The sequence below is a fragment of the Dactylosporangium sp. NPDC051485 genome (assembly GCF_040682015.1).
Classification (GTDB): domain Bacteria; phylum Actinomycetota; class Actinomycetes; order Mycobacteriales; family Micromonosporaceae; genus Dactylosporangium.
In genome coordinates, this window is sequence record NZ_JBFAZW010000102.1 from 17,386 (window position 1) to 39,411 (window position 22,026).

At 73.1% G+C, this 22,026-nt stretch carries 19 protein-coding genes; 8 read left to right on the plus strand and 11 right to left on the minus strand.

Features of this window, described 5'->3' with window-relative positions; all coding sequences use genetic code 11:
• Positions 1-3 precede the first annotated feature (3 nt).
• The gene (locus AB0M46_RS40195; protein WP_363345135.1) at positions 4-546 is read left to right on the plus strand and encodes an RNA polymerase sigma factor; all 543 of its coding nucleotides are present in this window, start codon (positions 4-6) and stop codon (positions 544-546) included.
• Complete coding sequence (locus AB0M46_RS40200) at positions 543-1,445, plus strand: CU044_5270 family protein (protein ID WP_363345136.1); 903 nt, start codon at positions 543-545, stop codon at positions 1,443-1,445. Before AB0M46_RS40195 ends, AB0M46_RS40200 begins: the two co-directional genes overlap by 4 nt.
• Here the strand turns inward: AB0M46_RS40200 and alr are convergent.
• Positions 1,432-3,927 carry an alanine racemase gene (gene alr / locus AB0M46_RS40205; RefSeq protein WP_363345137.1) on the minus strand — a complete coding sequence of 832 codons (2,496 nt, stop codon included), beginning with the start codon at positions 3,925-3,927 and terminating at the stop codon, positions 1,432-1,434. The two genes, AB0M46_RS40200 and alr, sit on opposite strands and share 14 nt — an antisense overlap.
• Positions 3,928-3,977: 50 nt before the next feature.
• Between alr and AB0M46_RS40210 the strand changes: the two genes are divergently transcribed.
• Both AB0M46_RS40210 and AB0M46_RS40215 read left to right on the plus strand, forming a co-directional pair.
• Positions 3,978-4,469 (plus strand): Lrp/AsnC family transcriptional regulator, encoded by a 492-nt coding sequence (locus AB0M46_RS40210; RefSeq protein ID WP_363345138.1) that lies wholly within the window; start codon positions 3,978-3,980, stop codon positions 4,467-4,469.
• The gene (locus AB0M46_RS40215; protein WP_363345139.1) at positions 4,466-5,617 is read left to right on the plus strand and encodes an aminotransferase class I/II-fold pyridoxal phosphate-dependent enzyme; all 1,152 of its coding nucleotides are present in this window, start codon (positions 4,466-4,468) and stop codon (positions 5,615-5,617) included. The genes AB0M46_RS40210 and AB0M46_RS40215 overlap by 4 nt, the downstream gene beginning before the upstream one ends.
• 531 nt (positions 5,618-6,148) lie before the next feature.
• Here AB0M46_RS40215 and rnhA read toward each other — a convergent pair.
• Positions 6,149-6,595 (minus strand): ribonuclease HI, encoded by a 447-nt coding sequence (gene rnhA / locus AB0M46_RS40220; protein ID WP_363345140.1) that lies wholly within the window; start codon positions 6,593-6,595, stop codon positions 6,149-6,151.
• A gap of 135 nt (positions 6,596-6,730) precedes the next feature.
• Here rnhA and AB0M46_RS40225 point away from each other — a divergent pair, with 135 nt between their 5' ends.
• Positions 6,731-7,942, plus strand: a complete 1,212-nt coding sequence (locus AB0M46_RS40225) for an MFS transporter (RefSeq protein ID WP_363345141.1) — start codon at positions 6,731-6,733, stop codon at positions 7,940-7,942.
• A gap of 141 nt (positions 7,943-8,083) precedes the next feature.
• Here AB0M46_RS40225 and AB0M46_RS40230 read toward each other — a convergent pair whose 3' ends face one another.
• The 7 genes from AB0M46_RS40230 to AB0M46_RS40260 form a co-directional block, all read right to left on the minus strand.
• Positions 8,084-9,277, minus strand: coding sequence for an MFS transporter (locus AB0M46_RS40230; RefSeq protein WP_363345142.1), 1,194 nt, complete (start codon positions 9,275-9,277; stop codon positions 8,084-8,086).
• Positions 9,274-9,825 (minus strand): TetR family transcriptional regulator, encoded by a 552-nt coding sequence (locus AB0M46_RS40235; protein ID WP_363345143.1) that lies wholly within the window; start codon positions 9,823-9,825, stop codon positions 9,274-9,276. Before AB0M46_RS40235 ends, AB0M46_RS40230 begins: the two co-directional genes overlap by 4 nt.
• Positions 9,825-10,382: a sugar O-acetyltransferase gene (locus tag AB0M46_RS40240; RefSeq protein ID WP_363345144.1), complete on the minus strand. Its 558-nt coding sequence runs from the start codon at positions 10,380-10,382 to the stop codon at positions 9,825-9,827. The genes AB0M46_RS40235 and AB0M46_RS40240 overlap by 1 nt, the downstream gene beginning before the upstream one ends.
• A gap of 180 nt (positions 10,383-10,562) precedes the next feature.
• Positions 10,563-11,105 (minus strand): hypothetical protein, encoded by a 543-nt coding sequence (locus AB0M46_RS40245; protein WP_363345145.1) that lies wholly within the window; start codon positions 11,103-11,105, stop codon positions 10,563-10,565.
• A 175-nt stretch (positions 11,106-11,280) separates the two neighbouring features.
• Positions 11,281-13,728 carry a DUF2334 domain-containing protein gene (locus AB0M46_RS40250; RefSeq protein WP_363345146.1) on the minus strand — a complete coding sequence of 816 codons (2,448 nt, stop codon included), beginning with the start codon at positions 13,726-13,728 and terminating at the stop codon, positions 11,281-11,283.
• Between the two features lie 109 nt (positions 13,729-13,837).
• Complete coding sequence (locus AB0M46_RS40255) at positions 13,838-15,565, minus strand: exosporium protein (RefSeq protein ID WP_363345147.1); 1,728 nt, start codon at positions 15,563-15,565, stop codon at positions 13,838-13,840.
• A 34-nt stretch (positions 15,566-15,599) separates the two neighbouring features.
• Positions 15,600-15,806, minus strand: a complete 207-nt coding sequence (locus tag AB0M46_RS40260; RefSeq protein WP_363345148.1) for a hypothetical protein — start codon at positions 15,804-15,806, stop codon at positions 15,600-15,602.
• A gap of 409 nt (positions 15,807-16,215) precedes the next feature.
• Here AB0M46_RS40260 and AB0M46_RS40265 point away from each other — a divergent pair, with 409 nt between their 5' ends.
• Both AB0M46_RS40265 and AB0M46_RS40270 read left to right on the plus strand, forming a co-directional pair.
• Entirely contained in the window at positions 16,216-17,085 is an 870-nt protein-coding gene (locus AB0M46_RS40265; protein ID WP_363345149.1) for an LLM class F420-dependent oxidoreductase, read from the plus strand.
• Positions 17,086-17,254: 169 nt separating this feature from the next.
• Positions 17,255-18,199: an NAD-dependent epimerase/dehydratase family protein gene (locus AB0M46_RS40270; protein WP_363345150.1), complete on the plus strand. Its 945-nt coding sequence runs from the start codon at positions 17,255-17,257 to the stop codon at positions 18,197-18,199.
• Here AB0M46_RS40270 and AB0M46_RS40275 read toward each other — a convergent pair.
• Positions 18,159-20,009 carry a nucleoside-diphosphate sugar epimerase/dehydratase gene (locus AB0M46_RS40275; protein ID WP_363345151.1) on the minus strand — a complete coding sequence of 617 codons (1,851 nt, stop codon included), beginning with the start codon at positions 20,007-20,009 and terminating at the stop codon, positions 18,159-18,161. The two genes, AB0M46_RS40270 and AB0M46_RS40275, sit on opposite strands and share 41 nt — an antisense overlap.
• A 116-nt stretch (positions 20,010-20,125) precedes the next feature.
• Between AB0M46_RS40275 and AB0M46_RS40280 the strand changes: the two genes are divergently transcribed.
• Complete coding sequence (locus tag AB0M46_RS40280; RefSeq protein ID WP_363345152.1) at positions 20,126-21,562, plus strand: polysaccharide biosynthesis tyrosine autokinase; 1,437 nt, start codon at positions 20,126-20,128, stop codon at positions 21,560-21,562.
• Here the strand turns inward: AB0M46_RS40280 and AB0M46_RS40285 are convergent.
• A partial coding sequence (locus AB0M46_RS40285) for a low molecular weight phosphatase family protein (protein ID WP_363345153.1) occupies positions 21,537-22,026 on the minus strand: 490 nt, incomplete at its 5' end. The two genes, AB0M46_RS40280 and AB0M46_RS40285, sit on opposite strands and share 26 nt — an antisense overlap.

Below are 22,026 nucleotides of genomic sequence, written 5' to 3' on the forward strand. Positions count from 1 at the left end.
CGTATGGCGGGGCAGAGCGATGAGGAGCGCCGGTTCACCGACCTCTACCACGCGCATCACCGGCAGGTGTATGCGTACGCGGTGAGCCGGGCCGGGCGAGGGCTGGCCGACGACGTCGTGGGGGACACGTTCCTCGTGGCGTGGCGGCGGCTGCGAGCGGTGCCGGAGGCGGCGCTGCCGTGGCTGCTCGGGGTGGCGCGCAACGTGGTTCGCGAGCGCTACCGCGACGAGGTCCGCCAGGCCGCCGTCGCCGCCGAGCTGAGGGCGTGGGTCGAGGAGGCCGACGGGGACATCGCCGACGGGGTGGCCGACAAGGCCGCGGTGCTCGCGGCGCTCGCCCGGCTCGGGGAAGACGACCGGGAGCTGCTCACCCTGGTGGCCTGGCACGGACTCGCGGCACGCGAGGCGGCCCGGGTCGTCGGGTGCTCCACCGCCACGTACTTCGTGCGCCTCCACCGGGCCCGCAAACGGCTCGAGGAGGCCATGCGCGCCCGGCCTCCAGCCGCCGCGTCGACCACTTCCACCAGGCAGGAGTACAGCCGATGAAGGACACCATGAAGATGCTGACCGTGGCCCGGCCCGCCCGGCTCGCGCCCGGCCGGGCGCCGGGCGATCCCGCGGACATCATGCGGCAACCCCGGGAGCACACCCGCCGTCCGGCGCGCCGGCTGGTGCTGGCGGGGGCCGGGCTGGCCGCGGTCGCCGCGGTCACCGCCGCCGCCGTCGCGCTCGACAAGGCGCCGACGGGGAGCCCCGATGCCGCTCGGCCGAGTCCCGGCGCGGAGCTCGACGCCGCCGACCTGCTGCTCGTGGCCGCGGCCAAGGTCGACACCGGCCGGCCGAACGCCGGGCGCTACTGGGTGGTCCGCGCCGAGCACGCCGAGGGCGACCGGCGGGTGACCGACGAGCAGTGGCTGGCCACCCGGGCCGGCGACCCATCGGTCGCGTTCCTGCGGGCCGAGGCGGGCGACTGGTCGCGGCGGGCCATGGATGGGCACACAGCCGACAACAACTTCCTGCTGGGCGGGGTGCCCCGGTCGGCGGAGGCCCTGGCCGCCCTGCCGGCCACGCCCGAGGGGTTGCGGGCGCACCTGCTGCGGTGGTGGCCCGAGGACGCGCCCGAGCCGAAGGACGTGTACCTGTTCAACGCCGGGGCCGACCTGGTGATGCGGCTGCCAGTGCCCGCACCGGTGCGGGCCGCGGCCTACCGGATGCTCGCCCAGATGCCCGGCATCGATTCGCTCGGCCGCGTCACCGATGCCCTTGGCCGCGGCGGCGTCGCGGTCGCCTACGGCGGCGGGCGGCAGCGGCTCGTCGTCGACCCGGCCACCGGGCGGGCGCTGGCGCAGGAGTCGTGGGCGGACGGGCGGCGGCTGGGCTACACCGCGGTGCTGAAGGCGGAGTGGGCCGACGGCGCGGCCCCCGCCGCCGTCAGTGCTGGGTGAAGATGCGCTGAACCCGCGGGCCGACCTGGGTCAGTAGTTCGTGGGAGACGGTGTCCATGGCGGCGGCGGCCTCCTCGATCGGGGAGGAGAAGCCGGCGTACTGCCCGAAGATCAGGACGTCGGAGCCCACCTCGGCGTCGGGTTGGCCGGTGATCTCGATGGCCATCGAGTCCATCGAGATGGTGCCGGCGATCTTGCAGTGGCGGCCGTTGACCAGCACGAAGCCGACCTTGCGGAAGGCCCGCGGCACGGCGTCGTAGTAGCCGGCGGCGATGAGGGCGACGCGGGTGCCGGGCGACTGGGCCCGGAAGTGCCCGCCGTAGCCGACCCGCTCGCCCGGCGTCATGTCGTGGATCTCGACGATCCGGCTGACCAGGCCGACGCCCGGGGTCAGGGTCATGAGGTTGCTCGTCGCGGTCGAGGGCTGCAGGCCGTAGAGGCCCAGGCCGATGCGGACCATGTCGTAGCGGGCCTCGGGGAAGCGGATCGTGGCGGCCGTGGCGCTGGTGTGCCGTACGACATCCTCGAAACCCAGCTCGGCGGCGGCCGCGCAGACCGCGCCGAAGCGCTTGAGCTGCTCGCGCGTCAGGTCGTCCTCGGCCGGGTCGTCCGGGCAGCCCAGGTGGCTCATCAGGCCGGCGAGCCGCAGGTGCTCGTGGCCGCGCAGCTTGCCCAGCAGCTCGATCGCCGCCTCCGGGTAGAAGCCGCTGCGGTGCATGCCGGAGTCCACCTCGAGGTGCACGTCCAGGCGGCGGCCGCTGCCGGCGGCGACCCGGCAGGCGGCGTCGTACATCTCCGTGGAGTACACCGACGGCGTGAGCCGATGGCGCACCAGGCGCTCCAGGTCGCCCGGCACGGCCAGGAAGACCAGGATCGGCATCTGCACCCCGGCCCGGCGCAGCGCGATGCCCTCGTCGGCGGTGGCGACGCCGAGCCAGTCGACGCCGGCCTCGCGCAGGGTGTGGGCGACGGTGACCGGGTTGGTGCCGTACGCCTCGGCCTTGACCACGCCCATGAGCTTGGTGTGCGGGCCGACCAGCTTGCGGAACGCGGCGACGTTGCTCTTCACCGCGGCGAGGTCGACGTAGAGGCGGGTGGCGGCGGCCGTCTCCACCAGGTGCATCCAGGAGTCGGTGACCATGGTGTCGCGCGGTACGTGGACCAGGGCCACGTCGTCCGGGCGCAGCTCGGTGGCGACGAACGCGCGCATCCGGTCCTCGTCCGGGAAGCGGTGCACCGGCACGCCGCCCTCCGCGCCGGTCAGCGCCGCCTCGATCAGCCCGTGCGCCTCGGCGGTCAGGCCGCAGACCAGCTCCACGTTCTCGGCCCGCAGGCAGCGGGCCATCGCCTCGGCCGCCTCGCCGGTCAGGCCCGTCAGCGGGTCGCCGATGATCATCAGGGTGCGGCCGTGGGCGCCCATCAGCGAGCGGGCCGTGCGCAGCGCGCTGGACAGGGCCAGCGGGTCGGTGTTGGCCAGCTCGCCGACGACGGTCGCGCCGTCCGGGCGGCGCCACATCTGCATGCGGGTCGAGGGCGGCGTGTAGTCGGCCACCGCGGCCAGCAGGTCGTCCGGCGCCTCGCCGAGCAGGGTGGCCGCGCCCATCGCCAGCTCGAGGTCGATGAGCACCTCCGGCGACGGGGTGGCGACCAGCAGGTCCTCCTCGACGCCGCCGGGCAGGGTCGCGCGGACCAGCGACGAGCGCTCCACGTGGCGCAGCCGGGTCAGCCGGGGCAGCGCCGCGTCGCCCGCGGCCAGCAGGCGCGCCTTGGTGATCCGCGCGGCCAGGTGCCGTACCCCCGGATCGGTCTCCCCCATCAGCAGCCAGCCGTCGGCGGGCAGGCCGGCGGCCATCGTGAGCAGCTCGCGGGCGTGCTCCTCGCGGCTGCCGAAGCTCTGCACGCTGCGGGAGCCGAGGTTGGTGAACACGACCGCGTCGGGGGCCACGATCCGGGCCAGCCGGGCCATCTCACCGGGCTCGGTGGCGGCCGCCTCGATCACCGCGACCGGCACGTCGGCCGGGCACTGCAGCACCGACAGGGCCACCCCGAGCTGGCTGTTGTAGCTGCCGGGGCTGGCGTAGGTGGCGTGGCTGGGCAGCAGCCCGACGAGCGCGTCCTTGGTCAGGGTCTTGCCGTTGCTGCCGACCACCGCCACGAACGTCGTCGCGGTCAGCTGCCGCCGCCACCACACCGCCATCTCCTGCAGCGCGGCCAGCGGGTCGGCCACGGCGATCAGCGGCCCGGCGTCGTGGGGCAGCTCGTCCAGCCGGTCGGCGGCGACGACGGCCGCGATGGCCCCGTTGGCGAGCGCCCGGGCCACGAACCGGTGACCGTCCGTAGCGCCCTGGAGTGCGAAGAAGAGACTGTCGGCCTGCAACCGGTCCGAGTGGATCGCGACACTGCCGACCTCGCGCTCTTCCCGCGGGAAGTGCACGGCTCCGCCGACGATCGACGCCACCTCGGCGACCGAGACTGGGTCCATCGGCGAATAGTAACTGGAGCGCTCGGTGCCACGGACAGTAAGCTTGCCCGGTGTTGGAGATCATGGAGATCCTCCGGGGTGACGCCCACGCGACGCCGGAGCGGATCTCGGCGCTGACCGGGATCCCCGCCGAAGAGGTCCGCGCGCAGATCGCCGAGTGGGAACAGCAGGGCGTCATCCGCCGCTACAAGGCCGTGGTCGACGCCGACCGGCTGCGCGAACTCAGCGGCGAGCAGCTGATCACCGCGTTCATCGACGTGGCCGTCATGCCGGCCCGCGGCCTCGGCTTCGACGACGTGGCCCTGCGGATCTCCCGCTTCCCCGAGGTGCGCTCGGTGTACCTGGTCTCCGGCGCCCAGGATCTGCGCTGCGTGGTCACCGGCCGCAGCATGCACGACATCGCCGAATTCGTCGCCCAGAAGCTCTCCACGATCGAGCGGGTGACCGCCACCGCCACGCACTTCGTGATGAAGACCTACAAGGACGACGACGAGCTGTACGCGACCGCCGAGGTCGACCGACGCCTCCCGGTCACGCCGTGAAGCCGCTCAACCCGGTCGTCGCGGCCTGCCCGCCGTCGGGCATCCGGCGCTTCTTCGACATCGCCGCCACCCTGGACAACGTCATCTCGCTCGGTGTCGGCGAGCCGGACTACGTCACCCCCTGGCACGTGCGCGAGGCCGGCATCTACGCCCTTGAGCAGGGCTACACGACCTACACCTCCAACGCCGGGCTCCTGGAGCTGCGCGAGGCGATCGTCGAGGACCTTTCGCGGCGGTACTCCGTGAGCTTCGACCCCGTCGCCGAGTGCCTGATCACCTCGGGCGTCTCCCAGGGCCTCGACCTGGTCATGCGCACCCTGCTGGCCCCCGGCGACGAGGTGATCATCCCGGAGCCGTGTTACGTCGCCTACGGCCCGTGCGTCACCTTCGCCGGCGGCACCCCCGTCTACGTCCCCTCCTCCCCGACCTTCCAGCTGCTGGTCGAGGAGATCGAGCGGGCGATCACCCCGCGCACCAAGGCGGTGCTGGTCTCCTCGCCCTCCAACCCGACCGGGGCCATCCAGTCGCGGGAGCTGCTCGCCGCGCTGGTGGACGTGGCGGTCCGGCACGACCTCTACCTCGTCTCCGACGAGATCTACGAGCGCCTCAGCTACGACGCCCCGCACACCTGCGTGAGCGCCCTGCCCGGGGCCCGCGACCGCACGGTCCTGCTCGGCGGCTTTTCCAAGGCCCACGCGATGACGGGCTGGCGGGTCGGCTACATCTGCGCCCCGGCGGCGGTGCTGGAGCTGGCGGGGCGCATCCACCAGTACACGATGCTCTGCGCGCCGCACGTCTCCCAGGCCGCCGCCCTGGAGGGCCTGCGCTCCGGCGAGCCCCGGGTGGCCGAGATGATCGCCGGCTACGACCGCCGGCGCCGCCTCTTCGTCAAGGGCCTCAACGACATCGGCCTGGAGTGCGAGGAGCCCCAGGGCGCCTTCTACGCCTTCCCGTCGGTCCGCTCGACCGGCCTGGACTCCGAGACGTTCGCCGAGCGGCTGCTCGCGGCCGAGCAGGTCGCCGTCGTCCCGGGCAGCGTCTTCGGCCCCTCCGGCGAGGGCCACGTCCGCTGCAGCTACGCCACCGCACTGCCGCTGCTGGACGAGGCCCTCGAGCGGATGGGCCGCTTCGTGCGCTCGCTGGCTTAGCGCGTCAGTTCGCGACGTAGGCGAGCAGTCTGGCCTTGTCGAGTCGGCGGGCTCGTTGACCGTGGCCTTGACGGTGCGGTCGGCGTTGAGCAGGGTGAGCTTGCCGGGGGTGCGGACGAGGATCTCCCCGTTCGGCTGGAATGCGATGGCGCTGATCGGGCCGTTGACCGGGAGGTTGACGACGCCGCCGGTGCGGGTGTCGATGCATCAGCAGGGACGAGCCGGAGAGCAGTGCGGTGGCGGCGAGGAAGGGCCGGCGGACCGAGGACTTGCGCATGGTGGGACTCCATTCGGTGTGGTGGGAGATGCGGGAAGGAACTGGCGCCGGCCGGCTGTGCAATTCCCTTGCGCCTTGGTAGACGCGAGCCTCGGCTTTGGCGGGCGACAGTACTTTCGGACATCTCTCGATCAGCCGAACGGTGGATGCTGGAGTTGGGTGGGGAAGCGGCGCGCGGCCACCCAGATCAGGGCCAGGGCGCCGCGTGGGCGCCGGTGCCGGGATCAGGTCTCAGGCATCGCCCGGGGCGAATGTCACCGTTGCCGCCGGGCCTCCTGCAGGCCGCGCGCGGCCAGCCGGTCGGCCCGCTCGTTCTCCGGGTGGCCGCTGTGGCCCTTGACCCAGTGCCACTCGACGGTGTGTTGCGCCACGAGTGCGTCGAGCTCCTGCCACAGGTCGACGTTCTTCACCGGCTGCTTGCCGGCGGTCTGCCAGCCGTTGCGCTTCCAGCGGGCCACCCATGCGGTGATGCCGTTGCGGACGTAGGAGCTGTCGGTGTACAGGTGCACGACCACGGGCCTGTTGAGGCTCTCGAGCGCCCGGATCGGCGCCGTGAGCTCCATCCGGTTGTTCGTGGTCGGGGTGGCCTCGCCGCCGAACAGCTCCTTCTCCACGGTGCCGTAGCGCAGGACGGCGCCCCAGCCGCCCGGTCCAGGGTTTCCGCTGCAGGCGCCGTCCGTGTAGATCTCGACGTGGGTCACACGTGTATTAGACCGCGTGTCACTTCTGGTTCGCCGTGCCGGCGCAGCCCCGGGTCTGCGGCACGGCTGAGTGCAAGGCGCCAGAACCCTGAATAGGGGTAGCAAACCGTACGTACGTCTTGTTATGTTCGGGCCATGGCACTCCCGACCGGCCCGCTACGCCTGCTCGTGGTCGCGCAGCTCGTCAACACGCTGGGGCTCGGGCTGTCGATGGCCTCGAGCGCGCTCTACCTGACCCGGATCGCCGGGCTCTCGGTCGCGCAGGCCGGCCTGGCGCTGAGCGTCGCGGCGCTGGTCTGCATGGTGGCGAGCGCCCCGATGGGGTACGTCGCCGACCGCGCCGGCGCCCGCGGGGTCCTCGTGGCCGGGCTGGTCGCGCAGGCCCTCGGCACCGCCGCGCTGACGCTGGTCGGGTCGGTGTGGACGTACCTGCTGGTGGCGGTGCCGTTGGCGATCGCCGACGCGGCCCAGCGCGGGGCCAAGGGCGCGGTGATCGCCGGCGTGGTGCCGGCCGACCGGCGCGTGCACACCCGGGCCTACCTGCGCTCGGTCACCAACCTCGGCATCGCGGCCGGCGCGGCGCTGGCCGGCGTCGGGCTCGCCCTGGACACCCGCCCGGCCTACTTCGCGCTCATCCTGGGCGACGCCGTCACCTACCTGTGCGCCGCGGTGCTGCTGAGCCGCCTCGACCCGGTGCCGCCCTCGCCCCGCCGCTCGGACGGCCCCCGCCTGATCGCGCTGCGGGACAAGCCGTTCCTCGCGTTCGTCGCGCTCGACGGGCTGCTGTCGACCCACTTCGGGATGTTCGAGGTGGCGCTGCCGCTGTGGATCGCGCACCGCACCGACGCGCCGCACTGGCTGATCGCCGTGCTGTTCCTGACCAACACCACGGCCGTGGTGCTGCTGCAGGTCCGGGCGGCGCGCGGCACCGACGAGCCGACGGGCGCCGCGCGGGCGGCCCGCCGGGCGGGGCTCGCGCTGCTCGTCGCCTGCGGCCTCTACGCGCTGTCCGGCCAGGCGCACCACGCGGTCACCATAGCCCTGCTGGTGGCCGGCGCGCTGACCCATGTCGGGGCCGAGCTGTGGCACGCGGCGTCGGGGTGGGGGATCTCGTTCGGGCTCGCGCCGGCGCATGCGCACGGGCAGTACCAGGGGGCGTACGCGATCGGCATGCAGCTCGGGCAGATGCTCGCCCCGTTCGTGGTCACCACGCTGGCCGTGAGCTGGGGCTGGCCGGGCTGGCTGCTGCTCGGCGCGGTGTTGGCGCTGGCCGGCTCCGCGATGCCCGGCGTCGTGGCGTGGGCACTGCGGAACCGGCCGGCTCCGGCCGAGTTGGCGGACGCATAAGAGCCTCTTGGCTCAGGTTCGCGTCACGAACAGGCCGTTGCTCCCGTCACGCCTGGTCTGGGTCGATCAGAGCGAAGCCTCATCGAGCCAGACTGGGCGAGACCGGTCGGCCCTGGGGGCCTCCCTGCCGGCTCCGCCGTGTCAAGAGCCTTCCCGTGGCGGACGGACCGCACCGGCGACGGCGAAGGCCAGGGCGAGCAGAACCGCCACGGGGATCAGGCCGCGGATGATCGTCACGTGGTCGCCGAGGAAGCCGATCAGGGGCGGCCCGCCCAGGAAGGCGCAGTAGCCGATCGAGGCCACGACGCTGACGCGCGGCGCGGCCACCTTCGGGTCGTCGGAGGCCGCGCTCATGCCGACCGGGAAGCCCAGCGACGCGCCGAGGCCCCACAGCAGCGCCCCGGCGAAGGCGACCGCGGTCACCTGCCCGAAGATGAACAGCAGCAGGCCGGCCAGGCCAATCACGGCGATCGCGCGGACCACGGCCACCCGGCCGTAGCGGTCGAGCAGGTTGGGCCCGAACCAGCGCCCGACGGTCATCGCGGCCAGGTAGAGCGCGAACGCGAGCGTGCCCACGGCGGCGGGCACGTGGTAGCTGTCGATCATCGACACGTTGATCCAGTCGATGCCGGTGCCCTCGGCGAACGCGAAGGCCAGCGTGAACACCCCGATCAGCAGGGTGCGCGGCTCGCGCCAGAAGCGCAGCGTGTGCCGCAGCCCGCCGCCGGAGGCGGCCTCCTCGGACGCGCCGTCGGGCGCGAAGCCGCGCGCCGCGAAGATGGCGCCGACCCCGATGACGACGGCCATCACGCCCAGGTGCAGCGACACGGGAACGTGCAGCGCGACCATTGCCGCGCCGAGCAGGGCGCCGGCCACGGTACCGACGCTGAACCCGGCGTGGAAGCGGGACATGATCGAGCGGCCCAGCCCGCGCTCCACCACCGCGCCCTGGACGTTCATGGCCACGTCCCACGCCCCGTTGGCGAAGCCGAGCGCGGCGAGGCCCACCACCAGCGGCGCGACCCCGAAGTGGTACCCGATGACGGCCCCGAGCAGGGAAAGGGCCAGCAGGCCGGCCATCGCCGCGACGGTCCGGCGGGAGCCGAAGCGGCTCACGATGTGCCCGGAGGCGACGAGCGAGACCAGCGAGCCGCAGGCGATGGCCAGCAGCACCAGGCCGAGGCGGGACGGGGTGAGGTGGAGGTCGTCGCGGATCTGCGGGATGCGGCTCGCCCAGCTGGACATGGCGACGCCGGCCCAGATGAAGACGGCGTACGTGGCCCGGGTGGCGGCACGGAACTCGACGGGGGAGGCGGCGGGGGCGGTCACGGTCATGTGGTGGCTGTTCCGATCACTCGTTCGACGACCGTCCTGATGTCCTGGCGGGACACCGGTCCGGTCGACAGGGTCTTGTGCATGACCAGGCCCTCGATCAGGGCGTCGATGCCCCGGGCCGTGGTCGGGTCGACGAACCGCTCGAGCGCGGCCCGGCTGGTGCGCATCCAGGTCTCGGTGATCTCGCGCAGGGCCGGCTCGCGCAGGGCGGCGAGGTACAGCTCGTAGGCGACGGCCCAGTCCGGCCCGCTCGCCCCGGCGTCGCCGTCGATGAGGTCGGTGACCGCGTCGATGAGCTGCTCGCGGCAGGTCACGCCCTCGAAGGAGGCCTCGTAGATGACCGACATGCGCCGCGCGTGGCGCAGGAACGCCTGCGCGCGCAGGTCCTCCAGGCCGGTGAAGTAGTACGTCAGCGAGCCCAGCGGCACGTCCGCGGCCGCGGCGATGAGCCGGTGGGTGGTGCCGGCGACCCCGTGCTCGGCAATGACCTCGATGGCCGCGTCGATGATGCGGTCCTTGCGGTCGGGGTCGTGCCGGCGGGTCGTCATCAGATCTCCCGGATGACCCGGGCCGGGTTGCCGACGGCGACGACGTTGGCCGGCAGGTCCTTGACTACGACCGCCCCCGCGCCGACCACGGTGTTGTCCCCGATCGTCACGCCGGGGCAGACGATGACCCCGCCGCCGAGCCAGACGTTGTCGCCGATGGTGATGGGGGAGCCGGCCTCCCACTTGTCCCGCCGCTGCTGCGGGTCGACCGGGTGCCACGCGGTGAGCAGCTGCACGTTGCTGGCGATCTGCACGTCGTCGCCGATCGTCACCCGCGCGACGTCGAGGCAGACCAGCCCGAAGTTGACGAACGTCCGGTCGCCGACGAAGGTCTGGTACCCGTAGTCGAACTGCATCGGCGTGCGGATCTCGGTGTCCTCGCCGATCGCGCCGAGCAGCTCTTCGAGCAGGTCCCGCTTCGCGGCCCGGTCCCCGGCCGGCAGGGCGTTGATGCGGCGCGTCAGGTTCTGCGCGCGCAGGTAGTCGCCCGTGATCTCCTCGTCGGCGATGTAGAGCTCGCCGTCGAGCATGCGCCGCCGCATCGACTTCTCCATCATGTGTACAAACGTACACTGCCTATGTACGCCTGTACACAGCCCCGGGGGCGATTCCCGCCTGGCCAGCCCGAAAGCCAGACGACGGGCGCTCCGCACCGCGACTTACCGGACTTGCACCCTGACAGGTGATAAGTCGGAAATGTCACGGCGCGGAGCGCCCGGCGTTTTGGGTAAACGGCGCTACGAGGACACGCCGGCCGGGATGACGTGCGTAGCGCCCATGCCGAGGCGCTGCACGGCCAGCGTGGCGATCTCGGGGGTCAGGTTGCGCGCGTCGGCCACGTTCCAGCCGTCCCCCGCCGCGTAGGAGGCCCCGGACCAGGTCGGGTGCAGCACCGGGATGACCGCCTGCATGACCGCCTCGAACGTGTGCCCGTCGGCCACCGTGTCGAAGGTGGTGATGGTGACGACGGTGCCGTCGATGGTGCAGGTGCCCTGGTCGCGGTACTGGTACACGGCGTTGTCGTGCTTGGCCGCCCGGGTGTAGCCGCTGCAGCCCAGGGCCGTCGCCACCTTGTCGGCGCTCTCCCCGAGGTACTTCGGCTTGCTCAGCGCGTCGACGGCGTGCGGCGCCTGCCAGCCAGCCAGCCCGGCGACCGCGGCCAGTGCGACGGCGCCGACGGCGAGCCGCGCGCGGCCGGGCTTGCGGGGGGCGGCGGCGGGCCGGTCGGCCCCGGCCGGGTGCTCGACCGGGTTCTCGGGCTTGTCGATGATCGTGGCCACTGGCTGTCCCCGCTTCGCATCGGCTGGATCGGTACAAATCCAGGCTAGGTGCAAAAAGGGTGCATCTCTGTCAGCCGAAACGGCGCCGACGGGAGCCCCGTCGAGGGGACAGCTCGCACACGACGATGTCCGGCCCCGCTGCGTGCGGAGCCGGACATCGTCGGATGTCTCCGTGCTACATGGATGAGGCGGCGACGAAGGTGTAACCCGCGGCCTGCACGCCCTCCACCGTCGTCTTCAGGTAGCTCACGTCGACGTACGGGTGGAAGAAGAAGCTGGCCACGCCGTCCTTGACCACCCTGTTGAGCCGGGCCGAGGCGATGAGGTCGGCCGGCAGGTGGGCCGGGTGGTTGTTGTACGGCTCGAGCTCGATGTTGCCGAGGTTCTCCGGGTAGGTCAGCACCCCGTAGATGTCGCGCACCGCGTACGGGAAGAACTGCCCGATGATCCGCGAGTTGTCCAGCGTGCCGCCGCGCAGCGCGCCCACCGGGTACAGGCCCCGGTCGTAGCGGGTGGCGAAGGTCGCCGCGACCGCCCGGTTGGCCGCGTCGGAGCCGGCGTAGTGCGGGAACTCGAAGGTCGTCGGCCGGCCCAGGCCGGCCGCGGCGAAGGCGGCGAAGCTCGCGTCGATGCGCTGCTGGGCCCAGGCCTGCGAGTCCTCGGCCACCGGGCCGTCGTAGACGACGTTGTCGGTCACCGGGTCGACGTGCGCCTGGTAGAACTCGAAGTCGTCGGCGCTGACGCCGTTGTACGGGTTGTCCTTGGCCGCGTACTGGTGGGTGTACCCGTGCATCAGCAGCGTGCCGCCGTGGGCCTGCATGTTCTTGAGCGCGGCCACCACCTGCGGCCGGTCGGCCAGCGAGTAGGTCTGCGGCACCCCGTTGTTGAGGGCCCCCTTGGCGTCGACGTAGACCGGGTAGACGGCCACCGAGAACGGGACGTTCTTGCTGGACAGGTACGTCGTGATGGCGTTGAGCTCGGCCGGGTCGGCGTCGGGCCCGACGTCCTCGATGCGCACCAGCGCGCGGTGGCGCTCGACGGTCTGCGGCGCGAGGGTCTCCTCGAGCAGGTTGGCGAAGGCCACGTACCGGTCGTCGGTGCTGATGTAGGCGTAGGGGATCTCGCCGAGGTAGGTGAAGTTGCCCGAGCGCACGCCCCAGGACAGCGCCGATCCGTCGGCGCGCACGGCGTCGCCGATCGCGGTCGCCTTGCCGGCGTCGCTGATCGTCGTGCCCATGATGCCGGCGAGGTTCTGCGGGTCGCGGGTGAAGGTCCTGCCCGCGTAGTTCACCTTGTTCACGGCCGACACGTCGAACTGCGTCCAGGTGAAGCCCCGGTTCGCGGCGAAGTTCGGGTCGCGGGCGGTGAGCTGCCAGATGTTGTCGTAGGCCCAGATCACCGGCTTGGTGGTGGCGGTGACGTCGTCGAGGAACGCGGCCGGGACCGGCTCGTCGTACGTGGAGCCCATGTAGATGACGGCCTGGTAGTCGGCCAGCTCGCCGGCGGCGTAGTCCACGACGGGCTGGGCCGTCCAGGCGCCGAAGTGCGAGGCGAGGTTGGCGGTGGCGATGGCGTACTGCTCGCCGAGGAAGCCGTACGGCCCGGTGGTGTCGTAGAGGACCAGCGTCTTGCCGGTCGAGCCCGGAATGCCGGCCCCGCTGCGGGCGTTGACCAGCGGAGCGGCCGGGGTGGTGACGACGGTCGCCGGGGAGGCGGCCGAGACGTTCCCGGCGGCGTCGAGCGCCTCGACGGTGAACGTGTACTGCGTGCGCGCGGTCAGCCCGGTGACGGTGGCGCTGGTGGCCGTGACGCTCAGCGGGGCAGGGCCGCCGCTCACGCGGTACGACACCACACCCCGGTCGTCGGTGGACGCCGCCCAGGAGAGGGCCACGCTGGTCGCGGTGACCTGGCCGGCCACCGGGGCGCCCGGCGCGCTCGGCGCGGTCACGTCCGGTGGGGGCGGCGGCGTGAGCGTCGTGAACTGCGCCGCGGCGCTGGCCGGCGAGGCGTTGCCGGCGGCGTCGAGGGCCTTCACGGTGATCGAGTGCGCGGTCGACGGCGCGAGGCCCGACAGCGTGGTCGTGGTGGCCGGCGGGTTGCCGGTCAGTGTGGCGATCGGCGTGGTGCCGGCGCCGTCGAAGAGCTGGTAGCCGGTGACCCTGACGTTGTCCGTCGCCGCGCCCCAGCTGACCGTGGCCCCGGTGGTGGTGACGTCCGTGACGCTCGGGGCGCCGGGCGCGCTCGGCGCCGTCCGGTCGCCCACGCCGGTGGTGAAGGCCCAGACGTACTGGTCGCTCAGGACTCCCGAGGTGCTCTTCACCTTGACCGTGATGGTGTACCGCGTGGAGTCGGCCAGCGCCGAGCGCGGGACGAAGGTGAACGTGTGGGTGGGCGCGTCGTAGGTGTAGTACGCCGCCACGGCCGCGCCGCCGCTGGTCTTGACGAACGAGTACCGCAGCGACGCCGGGTCGGTGGGATCGTTGAACGTGATCGTCGGGTGGACGCCGACCGTTACGCCGGTCGAGTTGTTCTTCGGGGTGACCGCCGTGACCGCCGGGACCGCGGCGTGCGCCACCGTCCCGAGCCCGCTCACGGCGATGGTGCCGGCCACGACCGACCCCATCAGTTTCACCGATGTGCGCACCGCGTGCCTCGCCTCTCTCTCAGCCACTCTCTGGGGAAAAGCGCCCCGGCTCCGTGTTGGGAGCCGGGGCCCTCGGTGGTACTTCGGGTCAGCCGGCGCAGTAGACGTACGGCGTGACGGTGACGGAGCCGGAGCCCGCGGTGCGGCTGAACTTGACGATCCAGGTGCGGGTGGTCTGGTCCGTGCTCGACGCGTAGGACTGCGAGAGCGTCGCGCCGGCCGAGACGCCGCCACCGACCGCGGTGGTGCCCGCGGCGCAGGTCATCGTGATGGTCTGCGCGCTGGAGTTGCTCAGCACGACCGGCGTGCTGGTCGCCTTGGTCAGGCCGTCGCCTGCCGGGCCCTGGGCGCCGGACGCGCCGGTGTCGCCCTTCGGGCCCTGGGCGCCGGCGGCACCCTTGATGTTGCCGATGACCGACCAGGTCGTGGCGTCGGTCTTCTTGTACAGCGTGAAGTCCGTCGCGTTCAGGTAGACGTCGCCCACGACGCCCAGCGCGGCGGCCGGGGCGCCGGCGCCGGTCAGCATGGAGCTGCCGTTGGTGCCGTTCGCGCCGTCCTTGCCGGCGACGCCGTCCTTGCCGGCCGTGCCGTCCTTGCCCGTGGCGCCGGCCTCGCCCGTGGCGCCGGCGGCACCGGTCGTACCGGCGTCGCCCTTATCGCCCTTGTCGCCCTTGAGGGAGGCGAGCCACTGCTCCGGGGTGCCGGTGAAGAGGCCGGAGTCGAGGGCCATCTGGTACGCGTCCTTGCCGTCGGTGCCGTGGCCGACCAGCGACTGCAGCCACTCGTCCACGGTGCCGATGGTGGGGTCGGCGGCCTTGGCGATGTCGTACGCGCTGGCGCCGGGTATGCCGGGCAGGCCCTGGGCGCCGGTGTCGCCCTTCTCGCCCCTGTCGCCCTGGGCGCCGGTGTCGCCCTTGTCGCCCTTCTCGCCCTGCGGGCCGGGGGCGCCGTCCTTGCCGTTGACGCCGGGGATGCCCTGGATGCCCTGCTCGCCCTGGTCGCCCTTGTCGCCCTTCTCACCCTGCGCACCAGCGGCGCCGGTGTCGCCCTTTTCGCCCTGCGCGCCGGCGGTGCCGGTGTCGCCCTTCTCGCCTTGCGCGCCAGCGGCCCCCTGTGCGCCGGTCGCGCCGGTGTCGCCCTTTTCGCCCTTGTCACCCTGTGCGCCGGTCGCGCCCGTGTCACCCTTTTCGCCTTGCGCGCCTGTCGCGCCCTGTGCGCCGGTGTCGCCCTTCGCGCCCTGTGCGCCGGCCGCGCCGGTGTCGCCCTTTTCGCCTTGCGCGCCAGCGGCCCCCTGGGCGCCGGTCGCGCCGGTGTCACCCTTGTCGCCCTTCGCGCCGGCGGCCCCGGCGGCACCCGCCGCGCCGGTGTCGCCCTTCGGCCCCTGAGCGCCGGTGGCACCCGTAGCACCCGTAGCCCCAGTGGCGCCAGTCGCGCCGGTCGCACCCTTCGCGCCCTGGGCGCCGGTGGCACCCGTCGCGCCGGTGGCGCCGGTCGCGCCCTTGTCGCCCTTCGCACCCTGCGGGCCGGTCTGGCCCTGCGGACCGTACGGACCCTGGGCGCCGGTCGCGCCGGTGGCCCCGGTCGCGCCCTTCGGCCCCTGGTTGTTCCACGTGATCTTCTGCTCGCCGCTCTTACAGCGCTGGCCGCCCTGGTAGTCGATGACGCGAAGCGCACCGGTGCCGGTGTTGCGGCACCCGGTGATCACGCCCGTGCCGGAGTCCGGCACCGCGCCGTAGGCGGTGGCGCCGACGCCGATGAGGACGGCCGCGGCGGTCGCGCCGATGGCGGCGATCTTCTGCTTCTTGGACTGGAACACGAGCTCTCCCGAATCTGGCGTGGCGGACTTGGTGCTACTTGCTGACGACGACGCGCTCGGACGGCCGCAGCTGCGGCGGCGCGGGCGGCGCCGGCATCTCGCCGTTCCTCGCGGGCCGGCTCTCCGCGGCCGGCGCCTCGGGTGCGGGGGCGCCGCGGTGCGCCACGCCGAAGCCGGCGCCGAGGGCCAGCGCCACCGCGGCGACGCCGGCGGTCACGCCGATGACGACCTTCTTGTGCACGCAGACTCCTCGAGCGCAGGGCAGGGCGAAGCCACCGCGGGACACGCGGGGGCGGAGATGGCGGAGAAAAAACGCGAGCGTCAGAACGAGCGCACCGGAATCTCCCCTTGGAACACACAGTTGTCCGGGGCCGGTTTCGCCACTGGCTCCCCGCCGGGCCGATTCGGCGACCAAGAGGACGCCCGGCGGATCACTGCCTTCCCGTCAGCCCGTTGCCGGGCTGGTCAACTCAAGGTAGCCGCCGGGGTGCAGAAGCGTTGTCGGGCAACGGGGGCGCCAACCCGTCGCCATCCGGATGACAGGCGCCGGGGGCGGCGGGCACTACCCTGGGGGAGCTACGCGTGTGGCCGTCCGGGCGCCCCCTGAAATTTCACCGGTGGCGCCTCCGGTTACGCGTAAGAATGGGCCCATGAAGCTGGGTCTGCACTACTGGAACTTCGCCAAGCCGACGCCCGAGCCGGCGGCGATCGCACCGACCCTGCGCGAGACCGCCCTGATTGCCGAGCAGTCCGGGGTTTCCGCGTTCACGGTTATGGATCACTACTTCCAGATGGAGGGGAGCGCGCCGGCCGACGAGCCGATGCTTGAGGGCTACACCACGCTGGGCTACGTCGCCGCCCTGACCTCGAAAATGTCGCTGGGGCTGCTGGTGACGGGCGTGATGTACCGCCACCCGGGCCTCCTGGCGAAGATCGTCACCACGCTCGACGTCCTCTCCGGCGGCCGCGCCCGGCTGGGCATCGGCGCGTCGTGGTACGAGCGCGAGCAGCGCGGCCTCGGCGTGCCGGTCGTCCCGATGGCCGAGCGCTTCGAGCGGCTCGAGGAGACGCTGCAAATCTGCCAGCGGATGTGGAGCGGCAAGGTCGGCGAGTTCGACGGCGAGCACTACAAGCTGACCGAGACGCTGAACGTGCCGGCCCCGATCAGCGCGCCGCACCCGATGATCATGATCGGGGGCGGCGGGGAGAAGAAGACGCTTCGCCTGGTGGCCAAGTACGCCGACGCCTGCAACCTCTTCGCCACTTCGCCGGAGGACATCGCGCGCAAGCTCGACATCCTGCGCGAGCACTGCGACGCCGAGGGCCGCGACTACGACTCGATCATCAAGACCGCGGTGGCGGTACGTCCCGTCCTCGACGATGTCGACGGCTGGCTCGGCTACGTCGAGGCCCTCGCGGCGCTGGGCATCACCGAGGTCCAGACCATGCCCGACCGGGACCCGGTCGCCTTCGTCACCGAACTGGGCGAGAAGGTGCTGCCCCGGCTGGCCGCCATCTGAACCGTCCACTGTAGACGGTCATCCGGCGCAAGAGCGGGCCTCCTCCGGGAGGCGGGGGCCCGCGTTCCGGCTCCGATTTTCTGGCCCTGTGGCCGGGATTTTCGGGCCATTAGGGGCTAAAAGTCCGATTAGCGAAACCTATCCGGGTCTCGGGCGTTGCACTGGGACGATGAGAGTTCTGGTTACGGGCGGGGCGGGTTTCATCGGCGGCAATCTCTGCCGGGAGCTGGCGGCGCACCCGTCGGTCAGCGAGGTCGTCGCGTTCGACGATCTCAGCACCGGCAGCGAGCGCAATCTCGACGGGATCGAGGCCCGGCTCGTCGTCGGCAGCATCCTCGATCGGCCCGCGATCGACGCGGCCGTGGGGGAGGCCGACGTGGTCGTCCACCTCGCGGCCCGGCCCAGCGTGCCCCGGTCCGTGGCCGACCCGCTGCGCAGCCACCTCGTCAACGCCAACGGGACCATGCATGTCCTCGAGGCCTGCCGGGCCGGGAACACGCCGATCATCGCGGCGTCCTCCTCGTCCGTGTACGGGCCCACCCGGGTGCTGCCCAAGCACGAGGAGCTGCCCGCCCGGCCGCAGAGCCCCTACGCGGCGAGCAAGCTGGCCGCGGAGTCCTCGGTGCTGGCCTACGGTGCCACGTACGGGCTGCCGGTGCTGGCCCTGCGGTTCTTCAACGTGTACGGGCCGTTGCAGTCGGTCGGGCATGCCTACGCGGCGGTGATCCCCACGTTCGCCGACGCGGCGCTTCGGGGGCTGCCCGTGCACGTGCACGGGGACGGGCGGCAGACCCGGGACTTCACGTACGTCGGTTCGGTCGTGCGCCTGCTGGCCGACGCCGCGGTGCGTCGGGTCACCAGTGCCACTCCGGTGAATCTCGCGTTCGGGACCCGGACCTCGCTGCTGGAGCTCGTGGACAAGATCCGGGGGCTGGTCGATCGGCCGGTCGAGGTGGTCTTCGACCCGGCGCGGCCGGGCGACGTGCGGGACTCGCAGGCGGACTCGCGGCGGCTGCGGGAGCTCTTCCCCGGCCACGGGCCGGTGCCGCTGGACGAGGGGCTGGCCGCGACGGTCAGCTGGTACGAGCGGCAGATAGCGTCGGCGAGCCGATAGCCACGGCGGGCACGACGCAAAGATCGGCCATCGCGCCGATCAGAGCGGCCGGGTCCGCCGAGCGCGGCAGGGCCGCTGGGTCCGCCGAGCGTGACAGGGCAGCCGGGTCCGCCGAGCGTGACAGGGCCGCTGGGTCTGCCGAGCGCGTCAGGGCGCGGGCCAGCTCGGGATCCAGGGGCGGTACCGCCACGTGGGAGATCAGCGGGTGCAGCGGGCGCTCGTCGGACTCGCCGGGGGCGAAGAGCTCCTCGTGCCGCTTCTCGCCGGGACGCAGGCCCGTGTAGACGATCTCGACTGGGGCGTCGGCGATGAGCTGGCGGGCCAGGTCGGCGATGCGGACCGGGGTGCCCATGTCGAGCACCAGGGCCTCGCCGCCGGTGCCGAGGGCCGCCGCCTGGATGACCAGCTGGACGGCCTCCGGGATGGTCATGAAGTACCTCGTGACCTCCGGGTCGGTCACGGTGACCGGGCCGCCGGCGGCGATCTGGGCGCGGAAGGCGGTGACCACCGAGCCGCGGCTGCCCAGGACGTTGCCGAAGCGGACGTTGAGGTAGCCGTGGTGGGCGGTCAGGCGTTCGGTGATCCGCTTCGAGTAGCCGAGCACGCTGGCCGGGTTGGCCGCCTTGTCGGTCGAGATGTTGACGAGCCTCGCCACGCCGGTGGCGGCGGCCGCCTCCAGCACGTTCAGGGTGCCCAGCACGTTGGTCTGCAGGGCCTCCGCCGGGTGGCGCTCGAGCAGCGTCAGGTGCTTGAGCGCGGCGGCGTGGAAGACGACCTCCGGGCGGCGGGCGGCGAAGACGGCGTGCATGGTCGCGGCGTCGCGCAGGTCGGCCAGGATCAGCGACGGGTCGTCGAGCAGGGCCCGGCCGTGGATCGACAGCTGCACGGCGTGCAGGGCCGACTCGTCGCGGTCGAGCATCATGAGCTCGGCGGGGACGAAGCGGTGCAGCTGGCGGCACAGCTCCGAGCCGATCGAGCCGCCGGCGCCGGTCACCAGGACCCGCCGGCCGGTCAGGTAGTCGCCGATCGCGGCCAGGTCCGTGTCGATCTGGCGGCGGCCCAGCAGGTCGGACAGCTCCACGTCGCGCACCTCGGCCACGTTCACCGGGCGGTCCAACGAGTCGTCGAGCGAGGGCAGTACCTTCACGAAATAGCCCGGGATATCGGACATCTCGGAGCGGAGCGCTCGCAGCAGGGCGCCGTCGGTGTTGCGGATGGCGAAGATGACGCCGGCGGCGTCCGATGCGGTGAGCGCCGTGCGCAGCGCGGGACGGCCACCCAGGACCGAGACGCCGCTGATGCGCAGCCGGTGCTTGCGCGGGTCGTCGTCGAGGAAGCCGGCCGCGCGGTAGCCGCAGTGCGGGTCGCGCTGCATCGCGGCGAGCAGGCGGTGGCCGGCCGCGCCGGCGCCGTAGATGAGGACCGGGACCCGGGACGCGGCGCGGGTCGACCGGCGCCGGGCCCGCCGGGCCCAGCGCAGCGCCAGCATGGCCGGCAGCGCCACGACGCCGCCGAGGGCCGGGACGGAGCGCGGCGCCGGGGCGAGCGCGGCCAGCAGGCCGCAGGCGATCGCCACGGTGGCGACCAGCGCGCGCACCTCGGCCGCCGACGCGTACTCGTAGCGCCGCCGGTACAGCTGCACCGGCCACGCCACGGCGGAGTGCAGGGCCGCGGCCAGCAGCACGGTGCCCGCGGCGGCGGCGAGCGGGGGGCGGTCGGGGGCGAGCGCGGCGGCGACGGCAAGGCCGCCGGTCCAGGCGAAGAGGTCGGTCGGCCAGTCCCCGGGCCCCGCGGGTCGGTGATCGTCCACGCGACGATTCTTCACGAATTACCCGCTTATTTCGGCGTAAAAGCCGTATCGCACCCCAAACCCCGGGCCGAGATGTCACGCTGAGTCGAACGAGCGGCTACGGGAGGTCATGGCGTATGGAGCTGCGCGACTACGTCAGCGCGGTCCGCAAACGCTGGTGGCTGGTGGCCGCCGCGGCGTGCCTGGCGCTGGTCGCCGCCGTGGTGGTGACGGCCAGGGCCGCCCCGGCGTACGCCGCCGGCGTCACGTTCTTCGTGAGCACGCCGAGCACCGGCGTCACCGACGCGTACCAGGGCGGGCTGTTCTCGCAGCAGCGGGCCCGCTCGTACGTGACGCTCGTGGGCAGCGACCGGCTGGCCGACGCCGTCGCCGCGGACCCCTCCGTCGGGCTCGACGCCGGCGAGGTGCAGCGGCGCATCTCCGCCCGCACGGTGCCGGACACGGTGCTGCTCGAGGTGACCGTGGTGGACACCGACAGCGCCCGCGCGCTGCGCATCGCCCAGGCCGTGGCCACCAAGTTCGCCGCGCTGGTGGCCGCCATCGAGACGCCGCCCGGGGGCAGCGCGCCGACCGTGCGGGTCGACGTGGTCACCGGGCCGCGGGTCAGCACCGACCCGATCAGCCCGCGGCCCGCGCGCAACTTCGCGATCGCGCTGCTGCTGGGGCTGATCGCCGGGGCCGGGCTGGCCGTGCTGCGGGAGATCCTGGACACCAGCATCCGCTCGGCCGCACAGCTTCGTCAGGCCACCCGGAAGGCGATTCTGGCCGCCGTACCGCACGATGGCCACGCCCTCGAATCCCCGCTGCTGGTCGAGGACGCGGCGTGGTCCCCGCGGGGCGAGGCGATGCGGCACCTGCGCACGAACCTGCAGTTCGTCGACCCGGATCGCCGGGCCCGCTGCGTCGTGGTGACCAGCGCGCTGCCCGACGAGGGCAAGTCCACGATCGCCTGCAACCTCGCCATCGTGCTGGCCGAGGCGGGCCACCGGGTGCTGCTCGTCGACGCCGACGTGCGCCGCCCGAAGCTCGCCGAGTACCTCGACCTGGAGGGCGCGGTCGGCCTGACCAACGTGCTCGTCGGCCAGCTCGACCTGGACACCGCCGTGCAGCGCTGGGGCGAGCGGGAGCTGTGGGTGCTGCCCAGCGGCTCGATCCCGCCCAACCCGAGCGAGCTGCTCGGCTCGCAGCAGATGACCCGCCTGCTGGCCGAGGTCAGCGAGGCCTACGACTACGTGGTCGTGGACAGCTCCCCGCTGCTGGTGGTCACCGACGCCGCCGTGGTGGCCAGCCGGGCCGACGGCGCCGTGCTGGTGACCCGGGCCGGGCGCACCTCGGTGGCCCAGGCCCAGGCCGCGGTCCACGCGATCGAGGCGGTCTCGGCCCGCCTGTTCGGCTGCGTGCTCAACGGGGCCAAGGGGGCCGCGGGGGACGCCTACACGTACGCGTACTACGGCCCCGCCGAGGGCACGCGCCGCTCCGCGCGGGCCTTACCGGCGCCGGAGCGGGCCGCCACCCCGCCCGAGCCGGTCAGGGCCGGGACGCGAGGAGCCTGAGGATGTCCTCGATCGTGCCGGCACAGTCGCGGAAGCCCTCGATCGGCCCGCCGAAGGGGTCCGCGAGGTCGTCGTCGTCCGGTCGGCCCGGCTGCAGCCGCCCGCGGACCCGCCCGACGGCCGCCGGGGTGACCGGGCCCGGCGGGAGCGCGGCGAGGTACCGGCCGTACTGGCGCAGCGTGAACGTGCGGGCCGCGGTGGCCGGGGCCAGCGTCACGCAGTGCGCCCGCTCGGCCCGGCCGGCGGTGAGCACCAGGTCGGCCCCGATCAGCAGCGGCGCCTCGACCCGGCGGCTGGCGAAGCCCCCGGGGTCGGCGCCGCGCTCGCGCAGCACGGTCTCGGCGTGTGCCGGCATGGGGAGGCCGGGCAGCGCGTGCGTGCCGGCGCTCTCGGCGGCAAGGCCGAGCGACCGGGCGAGGCGCCCCGCGCAGCGCCCGCGGCCCCCCCTTGGGCCGCGCGCAAAG